This window comes from Nonomuraea sp. NPDC003727 (genome assembly GCF_053586935.1).
On the sequence record NZ_JBSFNE010000001.1, the window covers coordinates 849,381 to 868,052 of the forward strand.

16 protein-coding genes and 1 pseudogene are annotated in these 18,672 nt (G+C 72.7%); 9 read left to right on the plus strand and 8 right to left on the minus strand.

The genetic code is table 11. The features are described from left to right. Positions 1 to 110 precede the first annotated feature (110 nt). Positions 111 to 989 (plus strand): DoxX family membrane protein, encoded by an 879-nt coding sequence (locus ACWDLG_RS04150; protein WP_449915781.1) that lies wholly within the window; start codon positions 111 to 113, stop codon positions 987 to 989. 250 nt (positions 990 to 1,239) lie between these two features. Here the strand turns inward: ACWDLG_RS04150 and ACWDLG_RS04155 are convergent, their stop codons facing one another. Continuing rightward, positions 1,240 to 1,809 carry a TIGR03086 family metal-binding protein gene (locus ACWDLG_RS04155; protein ID WP_449915783.1) on the minus strand — a complete coding sequence of 190 codons (570 nt, stop codon included), beginning with the start codon at positions 1,807 to 1,809 and terminating at the stop codon, positions 1,240 to 1,242. A 71-nt stretch (positions 1,810 to 1,880) separates the two neighbouring features. On the opposite strand from ACWDLG_RS04155, the gene ACWDLG_RS04160 reads away from it, so the two are divergent. Further along, positions 1,881 to 3,167: a TIGR04013 family B12-binding domain/radical SAM domain-containing protein gene (locus ACWDLG_RS04160; RefSeq protein WP_449915784.1), complete on the plus strand. Its 1,287-nt coding sequence runs from the start codon at positions 1,881 to 1,883 to the stop codon at positions 3,165 to 3,167. A gap of 141 nt (positions 3,168 to 3,308) precedes the next feature. Here the strand turns inward: ACWDLG_RS04160 and ACWDLG_RS04165 are convergent, their stop codons facing one another. After that, positions 3,309 to 4,217, minus strand: coding sequence for a TIGR03619 family F420-dependent LLM class oxidoreductase (locus ACWDLG_RS04165; protein ID WP_449915787.1), 909 nt, complete (start codon positions 4,215 to 4,217; stop codon positions 3,309 to 3,311). A 77-nt stretch (positions 4,218 to 4,294) separates the two neighbouring features. Next, complete coding sequence (locus tag ACWDLG_RS04170) at positions 4,295 to 6,883, minus strand: BTAD domain-containing putative transcriptional regulator (protein WP_449915790.1); 2,589 nt, start codon at positions 6,881 to 6,883, stop codon at positions 4,295 to 4,297. Between the two features lie 101 nt (positions 6,884 to 6,984). Here ACWDLG_RS04170 and ACWDLG_RS04175 point away from each other — a divergent pair, with 101 nt between their 5' ends. From ACWDLG_RS04175 to ACWDLG_RS04185, 3 genes are read left to right on the plus strand one after another with little or no spacing between them, the layout of a single operon-like run. After that, a complete protein-coding gene (locus tag ACWDLG_RS04175) occupies positions 6,985 to 9,642 on the plus strand; it encodes an AAA family ATPase (protein ID WP_449915792.1) in 2,658 nt (885 codons plus the stop codon). A 2-nt stretch (positions 9,643 to 9,644) separates the two neighbouring features. Next, on the plus strand, positions 9,645 to 10,532 hold the full coding sequence (locus ACWDLG_RS04180; RefSeq protein ID WP_449915793.1) for an alpha/beta fold hydrolase: 888 nt from the start codon (positions 9,645 to 9,647) through the stop codon (positions 10,530 to 10,532). Next, a complete protein-coding gene (locus ACWDLG_RS04185; RefSeq protein WP_449915796.1) occupies positions 10,529 to 11,938 on the plus strand; it encodes an MFS transporter in 1,410 nt (469 codons plus the stop codon). The genes ACWDLG_RS04180 and ACWDLG_RS04185 overlap by 4 nt, the downstream gene beginning before the upstream one ends. A gap of 161 nt (positions 11,939 to 12,099) precedes the next feature. Here the strand turns inward: ACWDLG_RS04185 and ACWDLG_RS04190 are convergent, their stop codons facing one another. Continuing rightward, on the minus strand, positions 12,100 to 12,270 hold the full coding sequence (locus ACWDLG_RS04190; RefSeq protein ID WP_354920990.1) for a DUF3073 domain-containing protein: 171 nt from the start codon (positions 12,268 to 12,270) through the stop codon (positions 12,100 to 12,102). A 76-nt stretch (positions 12,271 to 12,346) separates the two neighbouring features. Here ACWDLG_RS04190 and ACWDLG_RS04195 point away from each other — a divergent pair, with 76 nt between their 5' ends. Then, positions 12,347 to 12,688 (plus strand): ArsR/SmtB family transcription factor, encoded by a 342-nt coding sequence (locus ACWDLG_RS04195; protein ID WP_354920993.1) that lies wholly within the window; start codon positions 12,347 to 12,349, stop codon positions 12,686 to 12,688. 20 nt (positions 12,689 to 12,708) lie between these two features. Here ACWDLG_RS04195 and ACWDLG_RS04200 read toward each other — a convergent pair. Then, positions 12,709 to 13,964, minus strand: a pseudogene (locus ACWDLG_RS04200) (carotenoid oxygenase family protein). Then, complete coding sequence (locus ACWDLG_RS04205) at positions 13,961 to 14,512, minus strand: hypothetical protein (RefSeq protein WP_449915800.1); 552 nt, start codon at positions 14,510 to 14,512, stop codon at positions 13,961 to 13,963. Before ACWDLG_RS04205 ends, ACWDLG_RS04200 begins: the two are co-directional and overlap by 4 nt. A 67-nt stretch (positions 14,513 to 14,579) precedes the next feature. On the opposite strand from ACWDLG_RS04205, the gene ACWDLG_RS04210 reads away from it, so the two are divergent. Genes ACWDLG_RS04210 through ACWDLG_RS04220 form a run of 3 tightly spaced genes read left to right on the plus strand, consistent with a single transcriptional unit; the run spans position 14,580 to position 16,919 of the window. Beyond that, the gene (locus ACWDLG_RS04210; RefSeq protein WP_354921001.1) at positions 14,580 to 15,092 is read left to right on the plus strand and encodes a PadR family transcriptional regulator; all 513 of its coding nucleotides are present in this window, start codon (positions 14,580 to 14,582) and stop codon (positions 15,090 to 15,092) included. 11 nt (positions 15,093 to 15,103) lie between these two features. Next, positions 15,104 to 15,982 carry a 1,4-dihydroxy-2-naphthoyl-CoA synthase gene (locus ACWDLG_RS04215; protein ID WP_354921004.1) on the plus strand — a complete coding sequence of 293 codons (879 nt, stop codon included), beginning with the start codon at positions 15,104 to 15,106 and terminating at the stop codon, positions 15,980 to 15,982. Positions 15,983 to 16,001: 19 nt separating this feature from the next. Then, positions 16,002 to 16,919: an aminoglycoside phosphotransferase family protein gene (locus tag ACWDLG_RS04220; protein ID WP_449915804.1), complete on the plus strand. Its 918-nt coding sequence runs from the start codon at positions 16,002 to 16,004 to the stop codon at positions 16,917 to 16,919. 180 nt (positions 16,920 to 17,099) lie between these two features. On the opposite strand, the gene ACWDLG_RS04225 is transcribed toward ACWDLG_RS04220, so the two are convergent. Continuing rightward, the gene (locus ACWDLG_RS04225; protein ID WP_354921007.1) at positions 17,100 to 17,570 is read right to left on the minus strand and encodes a rhodanese-like domain-containing protein; all 471 of its coding nucleotides are present in this window, start codon (positions 17,568 to 17,570) and stop codon (positions 17,100 to 17,102) included. Positions 17,571 to 17,674: 104 nt separating this feature from the next. Further along, on the minus strand, positions 17,675 to 18,580 hold the full coding sequence (locus ACWDLG_RS04230; RefSeq protein ID WP_449915807.1) for an NADP-dependent oxidoreductase: 906 nt from the start codon (positions 18,578 to 18,580) through the stop codon (positions 17,675 to 17,677). Between the last annotated feature and the right edge of the window lie 92 nt (positions 18,581 to 18,672).

The window sequence follows — 18,672 nt, forward strand, 5'->3', positions numbered from 1 at the left end:
GGTCAGTCCTCGTTCAGCACCTCTCCTGGTCGGTCAAACCTCTCCTCACAAATTACGACATTCACTACTTTCACCACACAGGAGGGAACAAAGAGGGCGGAGGGATCATCATGGTCAAGAGAATCGGCAGCGACATCGCACTGCTGGCCGCACGTGTGATGGTCGGCATCATCTTCATCGCTCACGGCCTGCAGAAGTGGCATGCGGGAATGGACGCCACCACGGCCGCCTTCGCCCACCTCGGCGTACCGAGCCCCCAGCTGGCCGCCTATTTCGCCACCGCTGCCGAGATCATCGGCGGCGCGATGCTCATCACCGGGTTCGGGGTGCGGATCGCGGCGTTCACCCTGCTGGTGGACATGGCCGGAGCCGGGATCTTCGTCGAGTCGCGCGGCGGCATCTTCACCAGCACGCCGGGCTGGGAACTCGTCGTGGCGCTGGCGGCCGTCTGCCTGGCACTGCTGGCCTTCGGCGGCGGCCGTCTCGGCGCCGACGGCCTGCTCGCCCGCTGGACCGCCACGCGTGACGAGCGCATCGACAGCGAGGACGCGCCCCCGAGACCACCGGTGCCGACGGGCGCGGTCATCATCTCGCGCGCCTCCGACGATCCCTCCGACGCCCGCCCCTTCACCGAGGACCGGCCGACCACGCGCCACTCGCCGTACACGCCGTACTCTCCGTACTCCGCCGCCCGCTCGGCACGCGCGGACGGCCCCGACCCCGCCCATGCGGCACCCGCGGGACCCGTCACCCCGGAGACCGGCGCCACGAAGACCGCTGTCCCGGAGACCGGCGCCACGAAGAGCGGTGGTGCGGAATCCGGTGCCGCGAGCGAGGCGGCGGGCAGCCACGCGGTGCCACCGCAGGCCGGCGCGTCCCAGGCCCCGGCGGAGGCCGGGGAGGTGGAGCAGTTGCGTTCCGAGGTCGGCCGGCTCCAGCAGGAACTGGCCGCGACCAAGCGCAGGCCAGGCTCCGGCAAGCAACCCTGAGCCCGCCCCGCCGGACTCCGTGGCACCCCTGACGCCCCGCCGGGCTCAGGGCAGCCCCGAGCCCGCCCCCGCAGGCTCACGGCGTGCGGCCCCGAGCTCGCCACCGCAGGCCCTTGCGTGCGGCCCCGAGCCGGCCAGCGCCGGGCTCCGGCCAAGCCGTCCTGAACCCGCCCGCGCCGGGCACCGGCTCCAACCGGTGTCCGGCGCGTGCCGGCGCGTGCCGGGGGTGCCGAGGGGCGCCTGGGGAAGGTCAGGCCGACCAGTGCGGGTCGCGGCCGAGGTAGCGCAGCAGGGCGGCCACGTCGTCGTCGCCGTCCTCGGGCGAGAGGGCGGCGGCGTAGAAGCCGTACTGCCTGGGCGGCTCGACGTGCTGCTGGGCGATCGGCAGCAGCTCGCGCGCCATGGCCGGGGTGAGCGGCGAGGGCTGTCCCGTCGCCGTCGCGATGTCCCAGGCGTGCACGGCGGCGTCGAGCGCGCACGCCCCGATGCCGAGCGTGTAGGTCATGGTGTTCGGCGGCACGGGGACCGGCACCTCCTGGGCGTCGGGTGACACCGTCGCCCAGGCGTCGGCCGAGGCCTTCATGGCCTGCTCGGCCACCTCTTCGGGGGAGCCGGCGAGCCTGCCGGAGGGGGCGAAGGGGTTCTCCTCGGGCAGCGGACCGCCGGTGATGAACGCCGCGTAGCCGAGCTGGTCGCCGGCGGCGTGCTGGAGCACCTGGGTGACGTTCCACTCGGCGCAGGGCGTGGGCAGCTCCCAGCCGTCGGCGGGGACGTTACGGATGACGGTGCGGAGGGCTTCGTGCGCCTCGGTGAGGATCATGTCTCCAACTATAGCAGAACGGAATAGTCCATTCCAATACAAGGTGAGCCCCGATTCGCTACTGTGACGCCGTGGGACTGGATGTCTGCGTGGTGGTCCGTTACCGCAAGGCGGTGACGTACGGCATGCACGCCCTGCTCGGCGCGCTGCAGGCGGCGCAGGTCGACTGCGAGGTGCGCTACGGCACCACGCCGGAGGAGACGGCCGCGCTGATCTCGGCCTCCGCGGCCGACCGGGTGCTGGTGCTGTGGTCGTTCTACTCCCCCGACGCCGAGGCGATGGCCGCCGAGCTGGCGGCCGTCCGCGCGGCCGGCGGCGGCGACGCCCTGCACATCGCCGGCGGGGTCCACGCCACCGCCGAGCCGCAGCACGTCCTCGACTCCGGCTGGGACCTGGCCGCGATCGGCGAGGGCGAGTCCACGATCGTCTCCCTCGTCACGGCGCTGCGCGAAGGCACACCGCTGACCCAGGTGCCCGGCCTGGCCCTCAAGGACGACGACGGCGTCGCGCTGCGCACCAGGCCCGCGCCCCAGCTGCCCCTCGACGCCTTCCCCTCCTTCCCCGCCGAGCGCGGCCGGTTCGGCCCCATCGAGATCACCAGGGGCTGCCGCTACACCTGCCGGTTCTGTCAGACGCCGTTCATGTTCGGCGGGCAGTTCCGCCACCGGTCGGTGGGCAGCGTGCGCGCCCACGTCAGGGAGATGGTCGCCCACGGCCTGCGCGACGTCCGGTTCATCACCCCCACCTCCCTGTCGTACGGCTCGCCGGGCCCCGACCCCGACCTCGACGCGGTGGAGGAGCTGCTGGCCGGGGTGAAGGAGGAACTCCCTCCCCATGGCAGGGTGTTCTTCGGCAGCTTCCCGTCTGAGGTGCGCCCCGAGCACGTGACACCGGAGGCGATGCGCCTGCTCAAGCGGTACGTCGCCAACGACAACATCATCATCGGCGCGCAGTCCGGCTCCGACCGCGTCCTGGCCGCCTCCGGGCGCGGCCACGGCGCCGGCCCGGTGCGCGACGCCGTCAGGATCGCCGTCGAGCACGGCTTCCGGCCGAACGTCGACTTCATCTTCGGCATGCCCGGCGAGGACGGCACCGACCAGGCGGCCTCGCTGACGCTCGCGGCGGAGCTGGCGTCCCTGGGCGCGCGCATCCACACCCACACGTTCATGCCGCTGCCGGGCACCCCGTGGCGCGACGCCGAGCCCGCCTTCATCCCGCTCGAGACGATGCGCGAGCTGGACCGGCTGGCCCAGCGCGGCGACGCCTACGGCCACTGGCGCAAGCAGGCCGAGCACTCGGCGCGGCTGGCCGAGACCGCCAAGGCCTACCCGCGCAGGACCCGCAGGCGCCGGGCCTGACCCGCTCTCCGGGCCCGCGACCCCGCGCCGACCGGCCGCGGCGAGGGATCGCCGCCATCGCCACCGCGCTCGTCGTCGCGGACGTCGCCCGAAAGATGTCGGCGGCCGCCCGGGGGTCTCCCGATCGCGGGCGCCCCGATCTCAGGTGTGGATGAGCTTGCGGAAGTCGCCGGCCACGGCCAGGTAGTCGGCGGGGTTCTCGGTCGAGTAGTGCAGGTCGATCAGCGGTTCGGCGCCCAGGGTGGTGACCGCCTCCGTGAGGTAGCCGGCGATCTGCTCGGGAGTGCCGCGACTTGGGACCTGCTCGTCCGGCACCGGTTCCGGTGTGATCCTGGGATTGACGCGCACGATCAGCCGCAGCTTCGCCGGATCGCGGCCGATGGACTCCGCGTGCCGCTGGATGCCGCGCCAGGCGCGTGTCAGCATCGGCAGGGGCAGCGCGGCGGCCAGCCAGCCGTCCCCCCTTCGCCCGATCCGCTCCAGCGCCGCCGGCGAGAACCCGCCGAGCAGCGTCGCGGGCCGCTGGACCGGCTTGGAGCCGATCACCGACTCGGGGATGGTCCAGAGCCTTCCTTCGTGGCGGATGACGTCGGACTCGCCCCACACCAGGTCGAGGATGTCGAGCGTCTCCTCCAGGCGCTCCCCTCGCCCGTGCCAGGGTATTCCGGTGGCCGCGTACTCGTCCGCCGACCAGCCGATTCCGAGCCCCACGTCCAGCCGTCCTTCGCTGAGCAGGCCGATCGTGGTCAGCGATCTGGCCAGGACGACGGGCGGCGTCCAGAAGGCGTTGAGGGTGCTGGTGCCCAGCCGTACCCGGGACGTGGCCGTGGCCACGGCGGTCAGGACCGTCAGCGGATCGAGGCACCTGCGGTGCTGCGGGGGGATGGTGCCGTCGCCGCCCGGATAGGGCGTCGTGGGCCGGGTGGGGTTCAGCAGCCGGTCACCCACCCACAAGCTGTCGTAGCCCATCTCCTCGGCGGCCTTCGCCACCTCGATCGACAGCCGTGGATCGGCGAGGACACCGAGTTGGGGTACGGCGAGGCCCAGCATTGCGTGATTCCCTTCACCAGCGCGTCATGGAAGGTCACATCATCTGGGGTGGCGATAAACGCCACGTTATCAACAGGTCATTCCATGAGCTGGTAGGGCAGAAGGGCGGTGGCCGCATCGGTGCGGCAGCGCCGCGCCTGCCGGGTGTCGCCGAGTTCCTCCCATGCCTGGCCCAGCCTTGCCAGGAGCCTCCCGGCCAGCAGGGGGTCGTGCATCGCCTCGGCCATGGGGACCGCCTCCTCGCCGACGGCCACGGCGTCCTGCGGCCGTCCGGCGGCCAGGTGGACGAGCATCAGGCGGTTGGCGGGCCAGGCGACTCTCAGCGGCAGGCCGCCCCTGCGGTAGGTCTCGGCGCTTGCCAGCAGATGCTCGGCGGCCTGGTCCAGCTCGCCCGCGCACAAGCACACGACTCCCTGCGCCATCTGGTTGACCCCGATACTGTGCGGGTCGCCCGCCAGCCTGCCGAGCTCCAGACCCCGCTCGGCGTGGTGCCGGGCGTCCGGGATCGAGCCGTCGTCGGCCAGCGCCATGGCGAGCATGGCGTGGATCATCGCGCTCAGCTTGGGATGGGCGTGGGCGTCGACCGGCGCGAGAGCCTCGGACAGCAGGTTGACCGCCTCGTCCGTCGCCGCCATGCGCTGCGCGCCCAAGCCCATCGCGAGCATGACGGAGGGCAGGAAGATGGCGTCGTCGACGTCGGCGAGCCCGGTCACGTGGGCGAGCAGGGGCACCTCGCGCATGAGACCTTCGCGGCCGGAGCCCGCGATCGTGGCGGCCACGTTGGCCTGCTCGGCCCGCATCCAGGCGCGGGCGGCCGGTACCCCGGAGAAGCTCAGCTCGGGACCGCCGGTCCCGGCCGGGTGCACGAAGCCCGGCAGCGCGACGCGGCACACGCCACGGATGCCGGACAGGTAATGCTCGAAGAGCCGCCGCGTCGCGGCCGTACGCTCCTCGTCGCCGACCAGGCCCCTGCCGTACAGCCGCAGCAGGTCGTGATAGCGGTAGCGGCCCGGGGCGGTGGACTCCAGGAGGCTCGCGTCGACCAGGGCCTCGCACAGGTCGTCGGCCTCGAAGGGGCCGACGCCGAGCATCGCGGCCACCGCCTCGACCGGCAGGTCCGGTCCCTCGGCCAGCGCCAGCAGCCGGAACGCCCTGGCCTGCTCCGGGGGCAGCTGCTCGTAGCCGATCGCGAAGCAGGACGCCACCGTCTCCTGCCCGGCCTTGAGCTCGTTGATGCGGCGCTGGGCGTCGGCCAGCCGTACCGCCAGGGCCTCCAGCCGCAGGCCGGGCCGCGCGGCCAGTCTGGAGGCCACGATCCGCACCGCCAGCGGCAGCCGCCCGCACGCCTCGACCAGCTCGGCGGCGGCCCGCGGCTCGGCCGTCACCCGGGCCTGCCCGGCGACGCCTCCGAGCAGTTCCAGCCCCTCGTCGGCGGACAGCAGCCCGAGGGCCGTCAGCTGGGCACCGGGAATGCCGACCTGCCGGACGCGGCTGGTGACGATCACGGCGCAGGTCGCCGAGCCCGGCAACAGCGGCTCGACCTGGCCGGAGCCGGCGACGTCGTCGAGCACGACCAGCACCCGCCGACCGGCGAGCGTGGACCGCAACAGCGCCGCCCGCTCCGGCAGGGTGGGCGGAATCCGGCGGTCGGCGCAGCCCAGCGCCCTCAGGAAGCCGGCCAGTACGTCCTCGGGAGCCTGGTTTCCGCTGCGGAGGTTGGCGTACAGCTGACCGTCGGGATAGCTCTCCCGTACGGCATGCGCCACGTGCAGCGCCAGCGTGCTCTTCCCGATCCCGCCCGGACCTGACACCCCCACGACGGGCATCGTGCTCGTACCCGCCGACTTCAGCCGTTCGACCAGGTTCCGCACGACGTCACGCCTGCCGGTGAAGTCGTGCACGCCCGCCGGCAGCTGCGCCGGCGCCGGCCGGACCCCGCCGGCTCTCACGGCGACGACCGGCTGGTCGGTGGCGATGATCTGCTGGTAGACGGCCGCCAGCTCGGCCGACGGGTCCACGCCGAACTCCTCGGCCAGGAGCAGGCGGGTGTCGGTGTAGACGCCGATGGCCTCGGCCTGCCGTCCAGCGCGTTTGAGGGCCAGCATGAGCTGGCCGGACAGCCGCTCGCGGGTCGGGTGCTCGGCGTGCAGCGCGGTCAGCTCGCCGATCACCTCGGCGTGCCGCCCCAGCGCCAGGTCGGCGTCGATCCTGGACTCCAGGGCGACCAGGCGTGTCTCGGCCAGCCGGGCGCGCCGCGCCTGCGCCCAGGCGCCGGGCAGCCCGGCCAGCGGCTCGCCCCGCCAGCACTCCAGCGCCTGGTTCAGCAGCGTATGCGCCTGGTCCGCCGGGGCCTGCGCGGCCTTGCTCAGCAACCGGTGGAAGTCCGCCACGTCGGTGGCGGCGGCGCACCTGTATCCGCCTGCCACCGACTGGATCACCTCGGCGCCCACCGCCGCCCGCAGCCGCGACAGGTACTGCCGTACGACGTTCGCCGCGGTCCTGGGCGGCGCGTCGGCCCACAGGATGTCGATCAGCTGGTCCTGGCCGACCACGCGGCCCTCGGCCAGGAGCAGGGCGGCGAGGGTCAGCCGCTGCTGAGGGGAGCCCAGGTCGAGTTCCTGCTCGCCCCGCAGGCAACGTACCGGTCCCAGCAGCTCGAAACGCATTGGGGGATGATGCCACGCCCCGGGCCCTCCCGCCCTTCGAACCTCGTGCCCGACCCGCCCCCGCGGCACGCGGCCCCGCGCCTGCTCGTAGGCTCGGGCGGGTGCGCGAGACAGACAAGCGGATCCGCCAGACGGACACCCTGTACGGCAGAGCCGCCGAGCAGGCCGCCATCACCGCTCTGCTGGACGCGGCGGGCAAGGGCCAGGGCCAGGCGCTCGTCGTCCGCGGCGACGCCGGCATCGGCAAGTCGGCCCTGGTCGAGCACGCGGAACGCCAGGCGGGCCCGCTGAGGGTCCTCAAGGCCACCGGCACCGAGAGCGAGAGCGGGCTCGCCTTCGCCGCGCTCCACCAGCTCCTCCACCCCGTCACGGGCGATCTGGACGCCCTGCCCGGGCCGCAGCGCGACGCGGTGGCCGGGGCGCTCGGCCTGGCCGCCGCCCGCAGCGACGACCGGTTCCTCGTGGCGGCGGGCGTCGTGTCGCTGCTGATCGAGGCGGCGGTGCCCGACGGCCTGCTGGTCGTGGTCGACGACTTCCAGTGGATCGACCAGGCCTCGGCGGCGGCGCTGCTGTTCGCCGCCAGGCGGCTGGGCAGCGAGCGCATCGCGATGCTGCTGGCCGTACGAGGGGAGACGCTCACTCCTGGCGTGCCCGAGCTGCCGCTGGGCGGGCTCGACCAGGACAGCGCCGGCACGCTCCTCGCCGCGCGGGCCCGGCCGGCGAGGGAGGTGGTGGCGCGCCTGGTCGAGCTGACCGGCGGCAACCCGCTGGCCCTGCGCGAGACGGTCGAGCTGCTGACGCCCGCGCAGCTGGCCGGCACCGCCCCGCTGCCCGAGCCGCTGCCGGTGGGCGCGGGCATCTTCGGGGAGCAGGTGCGGCGGCTGCCCGAGGACACCAGGCGGCTGCTCCTGTTCGCGGCGCTGGAAGGCAGGGGCGACCTTCAGGTGGTGCTGAAGGCCGCGGGCAGCGGGGAGCCGGCGCTGCGGGCCGCCGAGACCGCGGGGCTCGTCAGCGTCGACACGGCCATCAGGTTCAGGCATCCGCTGGTCAGGTCGGCCGTCCACGCCGACGCCGATGCCGCGCTCCGGCGCGAGGTCCACCGGGCGCTTGCCGTACAGGTGGGTGACCCTGACCGGCGGGCCTGGCACCGGGCGGCCGCGACGGTCGGCCAGGACGAGGCGGTCGCCGCCGAGCTGGCTGCCGCGGCCGAGCGGGCGAGGGCGCGCGGCGGCTACGCCGACGCCGCCACGACGCTCGTGCGGGCCGCGGAGCTGACCCCCGATCCGGAACGGCGCGCGGTACGGCTGGCCGCCGCGGCCACCTCGGCCTGGCTCGGCGGCCGGCCAGGGCAGGCGGAAAGCTGCCTGGCCGAGGCCCGATCACTCGCCGACCGGCCAGAGTTCGCCCAGCTCAGAGGCCGGTTCGAGCTCAACTCCGGCAACGCGGCCGAGGCGCTTCGCATCCTGTCCGGCGGCGAGACCCTGGAGATGCTCGCCGACGCCTCCGAGGCCGCCTCCTACGTGGGCGACGTCGAGGCGATCGTCGCGCTCGGCCGCCGGGCCGAGTCCTTCCCCGAGGGTTTCGTGCGCGACGCGGTGGCCGGGATCGGCGCGACGCTCGCCGGCGACCGGGCCGCCGGGACGCTGATGCTGCGCAGGGCGCTGAGCCGAAGCGATGAGCTCGACGAGGCCGCCCAGCTGCTGTGGGCCGCCGCCGCCGCCAGCTACCTGGGCGAGGCCGACGTCTCGACCGAGCTGGCCACCAGGGCGGGGCGCACCGCACGGGTGTCGGGCATGGTGGGTCAGCTGCCCGTGGTGCTGGAGTTCGTGGCGACGGCCGAGCGCATCGAGGGCCGGTTCGCGCTGAGCGCGGCGATCGCCGAGGAGGGCCTGGAGCTGGCCCGCGAGGCGGGATACACCAACTCGGTCGCCGCCCACCTGGCCAACCTCGCGGCGGTCGCCGCCGTCCAGGGGCGGGAGGACGACTGCGCCCGCCTGGCCCACGAGGCGCTGGCGATCGCGATCCCGCATCGCCTGGGCATGCGGGCCAGCATCGCCCGCTACGCGCTCGGCCTGCTCGACCTGGGCCTGGGACGCCACGCGGCGGCCCACGACCGGTTCACCGGGCTGGTCGCGACCGGGCATCCCACGGCGGTGTGGCGTTCGACGCCCGACAGGGTCGAGGCCGCGGTCGGCTGCGGCGAGCTGGAGGCGGCCCGCGCGGCCTTGAGCGCCTACGAGCGCTGGGCGGCCGAGGCGCGCACGCCCTTGGCCAGGGCGCTGCTGGCCAGGTGCAGGGCGCTGCTCGGCGACGACGCCGCCTTCGACGAGGCCATGGGCCTGCACCCCGAGGGCTTCGAGCGGGCCAGGACCGCCCTGCTGTACGGCGAGCGGCTGCGCAGGCTGCAGCGCCCAGGAGAGGCGCGGGCCCACCTGCGCTACGCGATGGAGACGTTCGAGCGGGCCGGAGCCGACCCGTGGACGCGCAGGGCGGGCGACGAGCTGCGCGCGGCGGGCGAGACCCGGGCCAGATCCGAGCCCGCGGCGCTCGCCGCGCTGACCCCGCAGGAGCTGCGCATCGCCAAGCTGGTGGCGGCGGGCGCCTCCAGCAAGGAGGTCGCCGCGCAGCTGTTCCTCAGCCCGCGCACCGTGGAGTACCACCTCTACAAGATCTATCCGAAGCTCGGTGTCAGCTCACGTACCGAACTGGCACTAGTAGTCCTACGGATGGCAGGCGAGTCGCCGGACGAGAAGCTTTAGCCATGCAAAACACGATCTGGACCGAAGAGTTCGGCGACACCGCCCACCCGCCCGTCCTGCTCATCGCGGGCTCCATGTCCCAGGGCCCGCAGAGCTGGCCCGACGCGTTCGTCGGCCGTCTGGCCGCCGGTGGCCGCAGGGTGATCCGCTACGACCACCGCGACACCGGCCGGTCGAGGACCGTCGACTTCGCGAGCGACCCCTACACCTGGCGTGACCTCAAGGACGACGCGCTCGCCGTCCTCGACACGCACGGGATCGAGTCGGCGCACATCGTCGGGCACTCGGCGGGCGGCCTGCTCGCCCAGTGGATCGCTGTCGATCACCCCGAGCGGGTGACCACGCTGACCGTGATCGGCTCCTCGCCGCTCGGCCGGCAGGAGGGCATGACCATCATGCGCGCCCTCATGGGCGAGGAGCAGCCGGAGGGCAGCCTGCCGCCGCCCGCCCCCGCCTTCGTCGAGTTCTACCGGAAGATGATCACCACCGCGCCGCCCGCGACCAGGGCCGAGCAGATCGACTTCCAGATCGCCGAGGCCAGGGTCCTGTCGGGCGGCGGGCTGCCCTTCGACGAGGACGAGGAGCGCCGCCAGGCCGAGCGGCTCCACGACCGGGCGCTCGACCTGTCCGCCCTGGCCAACCACCGGCTCGCGGCGGCGGCGGACATGACCTTCGAACCGGCGGGTGTCCTGCACACGGTGAAGGCGCCCACGCTGGTCATCGAGGGCACCCACGAGCCGGCCAAGCCGGGCCACGGCGCGCTCATCGCCGCGGAGATCCCCGGCGCGGAGCTGCTGACGGTGGAGGGCATGGGGCACATGCTCGCCCCGCCGGTGCACGGGACCCTGGCCGACGCGATCCTGGCGCACACGGTTACTGTGCGAAGGTGAGCTATCACCGCCGGATGCTGGTGCTGGCGATCTGCTGCATGAGCCTGCTGATCGTCAGCCTCGACAACACGGCGTTGAACGTGGCGCTGCCGTCCATGAGGCAGGAGTTCGACGCCTCGGTCTCCGACCTGCAGTGGACGGTCGACGCCTACACCCTGGTGCTGGCCTCGTTGCTCATGCTGTCGGGTTCCACCGCCGACAGGGTGGGCCGGCGCCGGGTGTTCCAGGCGGGCCTGCTGCTGTTCACGCTCGGCTCGCTGCTGTGCAGCCTGGCGCCCGGCATGGGATGGCTGGTCGTCTTCAGGATGGTCCAGGCTACGGGCGGGTCGATGCTGAACCCGGTGGCGATGTCGATCATCACGAACGTCTTCACCGATCCGCGCGAGCGGGCCAGGGCCATCGGCGTCTGGGGTGGTGTGGCGGGCATCAGCATGGCGGCCGGACCGCTGGCCGGCGGGTTGTTGACGGAGACGCTGGGCTGGCGCTCGATCTTCTGGCTCAACCTGCCGCTGGGCGTCGCGGCGATGATCCTGACCGCCATGTTCGTGGCCGAGTCCAAGGCGCCGCGGGCGCGCAGGTTCGACCCGGTGGGGCAGCTGCTGGTGATCGTGCTGCTGGGCTCGCTCACGTTCGGGATCATCGAGGCCCCCGCGGAGGGCTGGACCTCGCCGCTCATCCTCGGCTGCCTCGCGCTCGCCGCGCTCTCGCTGGCCGGGCTGGTGGCCTACGAGCGGCGCCGGGTGGAGCCGCTGATCGACCTGCGTTTCTTCCGCAGCGCGCCGTTCAGCGGGGCGACCGTCCTGGCGGTCAGCGCGTTCGCGGCCCTGGGCGGATTCCTGTTCCTCAACACGCTGTACCTGCAGGAGGTGCGCGGCCTGGACGCGCTGCACGCGGGTCTCTACATGGTTCCCATGGCGTCGATGACGCTGGTGTCCGCGCCGCTGTCGGGTCGGATCGTGGCCGCCCGCGGCCCCCGGCTGCCGACGTTGCTGGCGGGCCTGACCATGGCGGGCAGCGGCGTGCTGTTCGCCGGGTTCGGCGCCGCGCAGAGCGTCGCGCTGATGTTCACCGCGTTCGTCCTGTTCGGCATCGGCTTCGGCCTGGTCAACGCGCCCATCACGAACACCGCCGTGTCCGGTATGCCGCGCGAGCAGGCGGGCGTCGCCGCCGGCATCACCTCGACCAGCCGCCAGATCGGCATGTCACTGGGTGTCGCGGTCATCGGGTCGGTCATCGCCACGACGGGACCGGCCGACAACGACGTGGCCTGGTGGATCATCGCCGGCTGCGGCGCCGCCGTCCTGCTGGTCGGCTGCCTCACGACGGGCACGTGGGCCACTGCCAGCGCCGACCGTACGGCGAAGCGCATCGCGGCCGAGGACCGGGTGCACGCCACACGCGCGTAGCGCGACCGGCCCCCGTGACCAGGACGGCGAGCGTCAGCGCGCTCGCCACCTGTGGTGCTGCCCGTGTGCGGGCGACCACGCCTGATCGCCCGTCATCCGCCCGTCGCGGCGGTCGCACCTGGCCGATGCCCTGCCGACCGCCCGTTCTGCCGTGCCGAGACTCAGCCGGAGGAAGCCGCGGAGTCGTGCGACTGCTCCGTGGTCGCCGCGTCATCCCGTGGCGACTCGGCGCCGAGCTCTTCGCGCAGGCGCTCGTAGTCGATGTGGTGGTTGGTGTACTTCAGCTCGCGAGCGACCTTCGTCTGCTTCGCCTTGGCTCTGCCTCGCCCCATGGCTCCACTCCCTCGATGCCCGCCATCATCCTATCAAGTTGAAGAATTGTGCAACTCGCTATATTACGATAGTTGCATGCCCGTTCCGCTGTACCAGGCCAAGGCAGATTTCTTCCGCACGCTCGGGCATCCCGTGCGCATCCAGGTGCTAGAACTCCTCAGGCAGGGTCCCAGACCGGTCCGCGATCTGCTCACCGAGATCGAAGTCGAGGCATCGAGCCTCTCACAGCAGTTGGCAGTCCTCCGCAGAGCCGGGATCGTGAGCGCCACCCGTGACGGAGCGACCGTCGTCTACGCACTGTCCAGTCCAGACGTGGCCCATCTGCTCATCGACGCGCGGCGCATCCTCACCGACATGCTCGCCGACCAGGGGGAGCTGCTGGCGGAGCTGAGGGCGGAAGGCCGCGCGGTGGGCTAGGGCGAAGGCCGCGCGGTGGGCTAGTCGGCGATCCAGCTGCCGTGGAAGCCGGCGGGGACACGGCGCGGCAGCCGTACGGCGGCGACCTCGTGCAGGTCGGTCGCCTCGTGCACGAGGAGCCTGTCGTCCACGATGGACATCAGCCAGCCGTCGTCCTCGGCCCGGGCGTCCGCCCTCGGCACGAAGACCGCCTCGCCGGCGTGCCCGCCCACCGGGGTCACCGTGCCGGTGCCGCGCTCGAGGTCGTACTTGACCAGCTCGCCGTCGGTGACCGCGTAGAGGTAGCGGCTGGCGCGGCCGAGCCGGTCCTCGTTGAAGGTGGGGAACTCCACGCTGCGGTCGTCCAGCTGCTCCTCCTTGACCGCGCCGGTGGCCGGGTCGAGCGTCCAGCGGTGCAGGAGCGCGACGCCGGCCCGCGGCGTGGGGTCGTCCTGGCCGCCGATGATCGTCCACGTCTTGGCGAAGCCCTCGCGGGAGTAGCGGACGCCGTCGAGGACGACCTTGCCCTCGTCCTCGCGGGCGTTGCCGACGTGGAAGACGTAGCAGGGGTCCACCTCGAACCACCGGGTGCCGCCCGCCCTGTCCATCACGCCGAGGCGGGCGCCGTAGGCGTCGCTCCAGCTGAACGGCATGCCCCTGCCGAGCCGTTCCATGTCGAAGACGACGGGCAGGTCCAGCCAGACCACGTAGTGCTCGGTCACCGCGAAGTCGTGCATCATCGTCGGGCCCGGCACCTCGACGACCCTGCTCTCCACCAGCTCGCCCGCGCTGTCGAGGCGGTGGTAGGTGAGGTAGGGCGGCACGACGCCGTAGCCGAAGAAGTGCAGCTCGCCGTGGGGTGCGCGGTCATGCCGGTGGTCAGCCGGCCGCCGAAGTCGCACGGTCCGACCGTGTCCAGCTCGCCGCTCATCTCGTACGGGAAGCCCGCCTCGACCAGCGCGAGGATCTTGCCGGCGTGGTGGATGACGTGGGTGTTGGCCTGGACCGCCGCCCGGTCGGGACCGCGCTCGGTGACGTAGGGCGCGTCGTGCGTGAACCTGCTGGTGCGGACCCAGCGGTTGCGGTACCACTCGGCGCGGCCGTCGCGCAGCCGTACCCCGTGGATCATGCCGTCGCCGGCGAACCAGCTGCCGGGGTCGACGCCCGGCTTCGGGTTGGGGCCGTTGCGGAAGTAGCGGCCGGTCAGCTCCTCGGGCAGCACGCCGGTGACCGGCAGGTCCACGGCGTCGATCTCGTCGGGAACGGGAGCGAGGTGGCCTTCGAGGTAGGTGGTCATGAGTGGCGCGCCTCCACGATCTTCGGGTAGCGGACGGTGAACAGGGTCGGCAGGACGAAGGTCAGCACCTTGATCGCGATGACCAGGGTGGTGGCGTGCGGGTCGAGCGCCAGCACGACGGTCAACGCCACGGCCGCGATCGTGAAGAAGGCCGCCCACACCGCGGTGATGACGGCGTTGACCCGGTAGAAGACCGGCAGCGTGTGGACCTCGGGCGGCGCCATCGTCTTGGCGATGCCGAGCGTGAACGGCCTGCCGATGGCCAGCGAGCCCCAGGCGGTGCCCGCGAGCCACACGTTGACCAGGGCCGGGCCGTACTTCACCAGCTCGGTGTGCGGCCAGATGAACGAGATCGCGGTGATGAGCGCGAAGAAGACGGCCGCGCTGGTCTCGATCACGATCTCGTCCCACGCCCGTCCCGAGCGCCGGTCCCACAGCACCAGGACGACGGCGATCGCCAGCCCCGTGATGGCGCCGTAGCGCCACTGGTCGCCGGTGGCGATGACCGCGTAGACGATCCAGGGCAGGAATCCGATCAGGGCACGCATGTTTTGACCTTCCTATGTAGACAGGTCGAAGCTAGAACTTCCTCTCCCGATATGTCAACATAGGAATATGAGTTTGCGACACGCGGTGCTCGGGCTCCTGGCAGAGGGACCCGCGAGCGGATACGACCTGATGAAGCTGTTCGACATCTCCCTGGCCAACGTCTGGCCCGCCACGCAGAGCCAGCTGTACGGCGAGCTCGGCAAGCTGGCCGACACCGGCCTCATCACGGTCACCGCCGAAGGACCGCGCGGGCGCAAGGAGTACGCCATCACCGAGGAGGGCACGGCCGAGCTGCGCCACTGGATGACGGAGGTCCAGCCGACCCACGGCGGGCGCAGCGACCTGCTGCTGCGCGTCTTCTTCCTGGGACAGCTCTCCCCGGAGGAGGCCCGCGCCTTCGTCCGGGAGCAGGCCGCCGTCGCCGCCGCGCGGCAGGCGTCCCTCCAGGAGATCAGGGCGATGGTCGAGGCGGGCGACGACAACCTGTCGGTCTACGGCAGGATCGTGCTGGAGTGGGGCCTGCGGTTCACCGAGACTCAGCGCGAGTGGGCCGAGTGGGCCGAGCAACAGATCCGTTAGGCTCTTGAGCCATGGTCTCCGAGCTGTTCGACCCCAAGGCCTGGCAGGTCGTCGAGGGTTTCGACTTCACCGACATCACCTACCACCGGGCCGTCGACCAGGGCACCGTCCGGATCGCCTTCAACCGGCCCGAGGTGCGCAACGCGTTCCGGCCGCAGACCGTCGACGAGCTCTACCGCGCCTTCGACCACGCCAGGCAGACCACCGACGTCGGCTGCGTGCTGCTCACCGGCAACGGCCCCTCGCCCAAGGACGGCGGCTGGGCGTTCTGCTCGGGCGGCGACCAGCGCATCAGGGGCAAGGACGGCTACCAGTACGCCGACGGCACCCCCTCGACGGGCCGCCTCCACATCCTGGAGGTGCAGCGGCTCATCCGCTTCATGCCGAAGATCGTCATCTGCGTGGTCCCCGGGTGGGCGGCCGGCGGCGGCCACAGCCTCCACGTGGTGTCCGACCTCACGCTCGCCAGCGCCGAGCACGCGCGCTTCAAGCAGACCGACGCCGACGTGGCCAGCTTCGACGGCGGCTTCGGCTCGGCCTACCTGGCCCGCCAGGTAGGCCAGAAGTTCGCCCGCGAGATCTTCTTCCTCGGCGACACCTACTCCGCCGCCGACGCCCACCGGATGGGCATGGTCAACGCGGTCGTGCCGCACGCCGAGCTGGAGTCCACCGCGCTCGAATGGGCCCGCAAGATCAACGGCAAGTCGCCCACCGCGCAGCGCATGCTGAAGTACGCCTTCAACCTCATCGACGACGGCCTGGTCGGCCAGCAGGTCTTCGCGGGAGAGGCCACCCGCCTCGCGTACATGACCGACGAGGCCGCCGAGGGCCGCGACTCCTTCCTGCAGAAGCGCGAGCCCGACTGGTCACCGTTCCCCTGGCACTTCTGACGGCCCCCCGGCGCTTCCGATGATCGAGGTCCCGGCCGAGCTCGCCGCCCACCACCTCGCCTACGCCGACGACGCGGGGCCCGAGTGGACGGCCGGCCTGCCCGGCCTGGCCGGGCACTTCCTCGACCGCTGGGGCCTGCGCCCCGACGGCGCCCCGATGCACGGTGTCGTGGCGCTCGTCATCCCCGTACGGCAGGCCGACGGCACCCCGGCCGCGCTGAAGCTCCAGCCCGCGACCGGCGAGAACGTCGGCGAGGCCCCCGGCCTGCGCGCCTGGGCCGGCGACGGGATCGTTCACCTGCTCGACGACGCGACCGTCCCCTCACCGACCTCGCCGCACCAGGCCAACGCCCTCCTGCTCGAACGCCTCGACGGCGCCCGCTCGCTCGACGACCTGCCCGACGCCGAGCAGGCGCTGGGCATCCTCGCCGACCTGCTGGCCCGCCTGGTCGCCCACCAGGGCCCCGACGGCGTCCGCACCCTCGGCGACATCGCCGCGCGCATGCTGGAGGACGCGCCCGGCCTGCTGCCCGGGGCCCACCCGGACGACCGGGTGTGGCTGGAGCGGGGCGCGGCCGCCGTGCGCGAGCTGGCCGGGGAGCCGGGCGACCGGCTGCTCCACTGGGACCTGCACTACGAGAACGTGCTGGCGGCGGCGCGCGAGCCGTGGCTCGCCATCGATCCCAAGCCGCTGGTGGGTGACCCCGGCTTCGAGCTGATGCCGGCGCTGCGCAACCGGTGGCCCGCCGCGGACGTGCGGCGCACGGTGCTCAGGCGGTTCGACCTCATGGTCGAGCGGCTGGGGCTGGAGCGGGAGCGCGCGCTCGGGTGGACGCTCGGCCGGCTGCTGCAGAACGGCCTGTGGTCCCTGGAGGACGGCGAGCCCCGGGTCAACCAGCGCGAGATCGCGATCGTCGCGGCCCTGCTGAGCCGTTGACCCGCGACGGCGCCGCTGGTCCGGCAGGCGAAGCGCGCCCGGCGCGGGGCCGTTCGGGAAGGAGACACCGGCAACAGGTGATCTCGGTGGTTGACGCACCGCGGACGGGGTAGAACCATGATCGCCCCCGGCCGCCGTTCTTCCAGCCGGGGGCGCCAGACCGGTCCGGGTCCCCAGCTGTCAGCAGGCGCAGGCGATGCCGGACACCGGGGCGGTGAGCGGGTCGACGGGGTTCCTGGTCACGCCGGCGGCGGTCGCCACGGGGAAGCCCTCGCGGGCCCAGTACTCGAAGCCGCCGATCATCTCCTTCACCCGGTAGCCGAGCTTCGCGAACTCCAGCGCCGCCCTGGTGGCGCCGTTGCAGCCGGGGCCCCAGCAGTAGGTGACCACGGTGGCGTCCCTGGGCACCAGGTCGGCGGCCCTGGCGGCGATCTCGGCGGTCGGCAGGTGGACGGCGCCCTCGATGTGGCCCTGGTCCCAGCTCGCCTCGCTCCGCGAGTCGACGACCACGACGCCGGGGACCTGGCCCGCGAGGTCGGCCGCGACGTCGGACACGTCGGTCTCGAACGCCAGCCGTGCCGCGAAGTGGGCGAGGGCCGCGGCGTTGTCCGCGGCGTTGCCGATGGCGGGGACGGCGGGAACAACGGACATCGGGTGGTTCCTTTCTTCAACGCTTGGTACGCACCCATGGTGGCCGCGGACACCGCCCCCGAGACAGTGGCGGGAAAGCCGCCTACCGCTAAGATTCCGCCACCTCAGGGAATCTCGATGACCAGCTTCCCCCTGCCGTGCCCGGACTCGATCTCCCGGTGGGCGTCGGCCGCGCGGTCGAGGGGGAAGGTACGGCGTACCAGCCAGCTGAAACCGCCCTTCGCGATCAGCTCCGCGTACCTGCCCAGGCGCTCGGCCGTCCGACCCGCCTTCACCAGCTGCACCCCGAGCTCGGCCGCCTTCCCGTGCTCCACCAGCGTGACGATCCTGGCGCGGTCCTTCACCAGCTCCAGGGACACCTCGAGCGCGTGGCCGCCGGCCCCGTCGAGCACCGCGTCCACCTGGCCGAGCGCCCTGACCCTGTCGGCCAGCCCCTCCCCGTAGGCGACGGGGATCGCGCCGAGCGAGCGGAGGTAGGCGTGGTTCTCCTCCCTGCCGGTGCCGATCACCGTCACACCACGCCGGCGGGCGATCTGCACGGCGGCCGTCCCGACCGAGCCCGACGCCCCGTGCACCAGCAGCGTCTCGCCCTCCCGCAGGTCGAGGACGTCCAGGGCGAGCTCCGCCGTCTGCACGCCGGCCGTCAGGCTGCCCGCCACGGCCCACGGCACCTCCGCGGGCTTGTGCGCCACCTGGTCGGCGCCCACCACGATGTACTCCGCGTAGCTGTTCAGCAGGGAGAAGCCGAGCACCTCGTCACCCTCGGCGAACCCGGTGACGTCCACGCCCACCTGGTCGACGACGCCCGCGAACTCGTTGCCGGGGAGGCGCGGCAGGTCGCCGCTCACACCGGGCGGGGTCCATCCGGCGCGCACCGCCGCGTCGTACGGCTGCACGCCGGCCGCCTTGACCCGCACCCTGACCTGGCCGGGACCCGCCTGCGGGGTCTCGATCTCCATCACCTGAAGCACCTCGGGCCCGCCGGGGGTCGCGAATGCCGCTGCCTTCATCGTCATCAACTCCTCGTGTTCGGTGAGATCACTGTGCAACCTCAACCAAACTTGAGGTCAACTCCATCCCCGGGATGGCGGAGAGCGCTGCC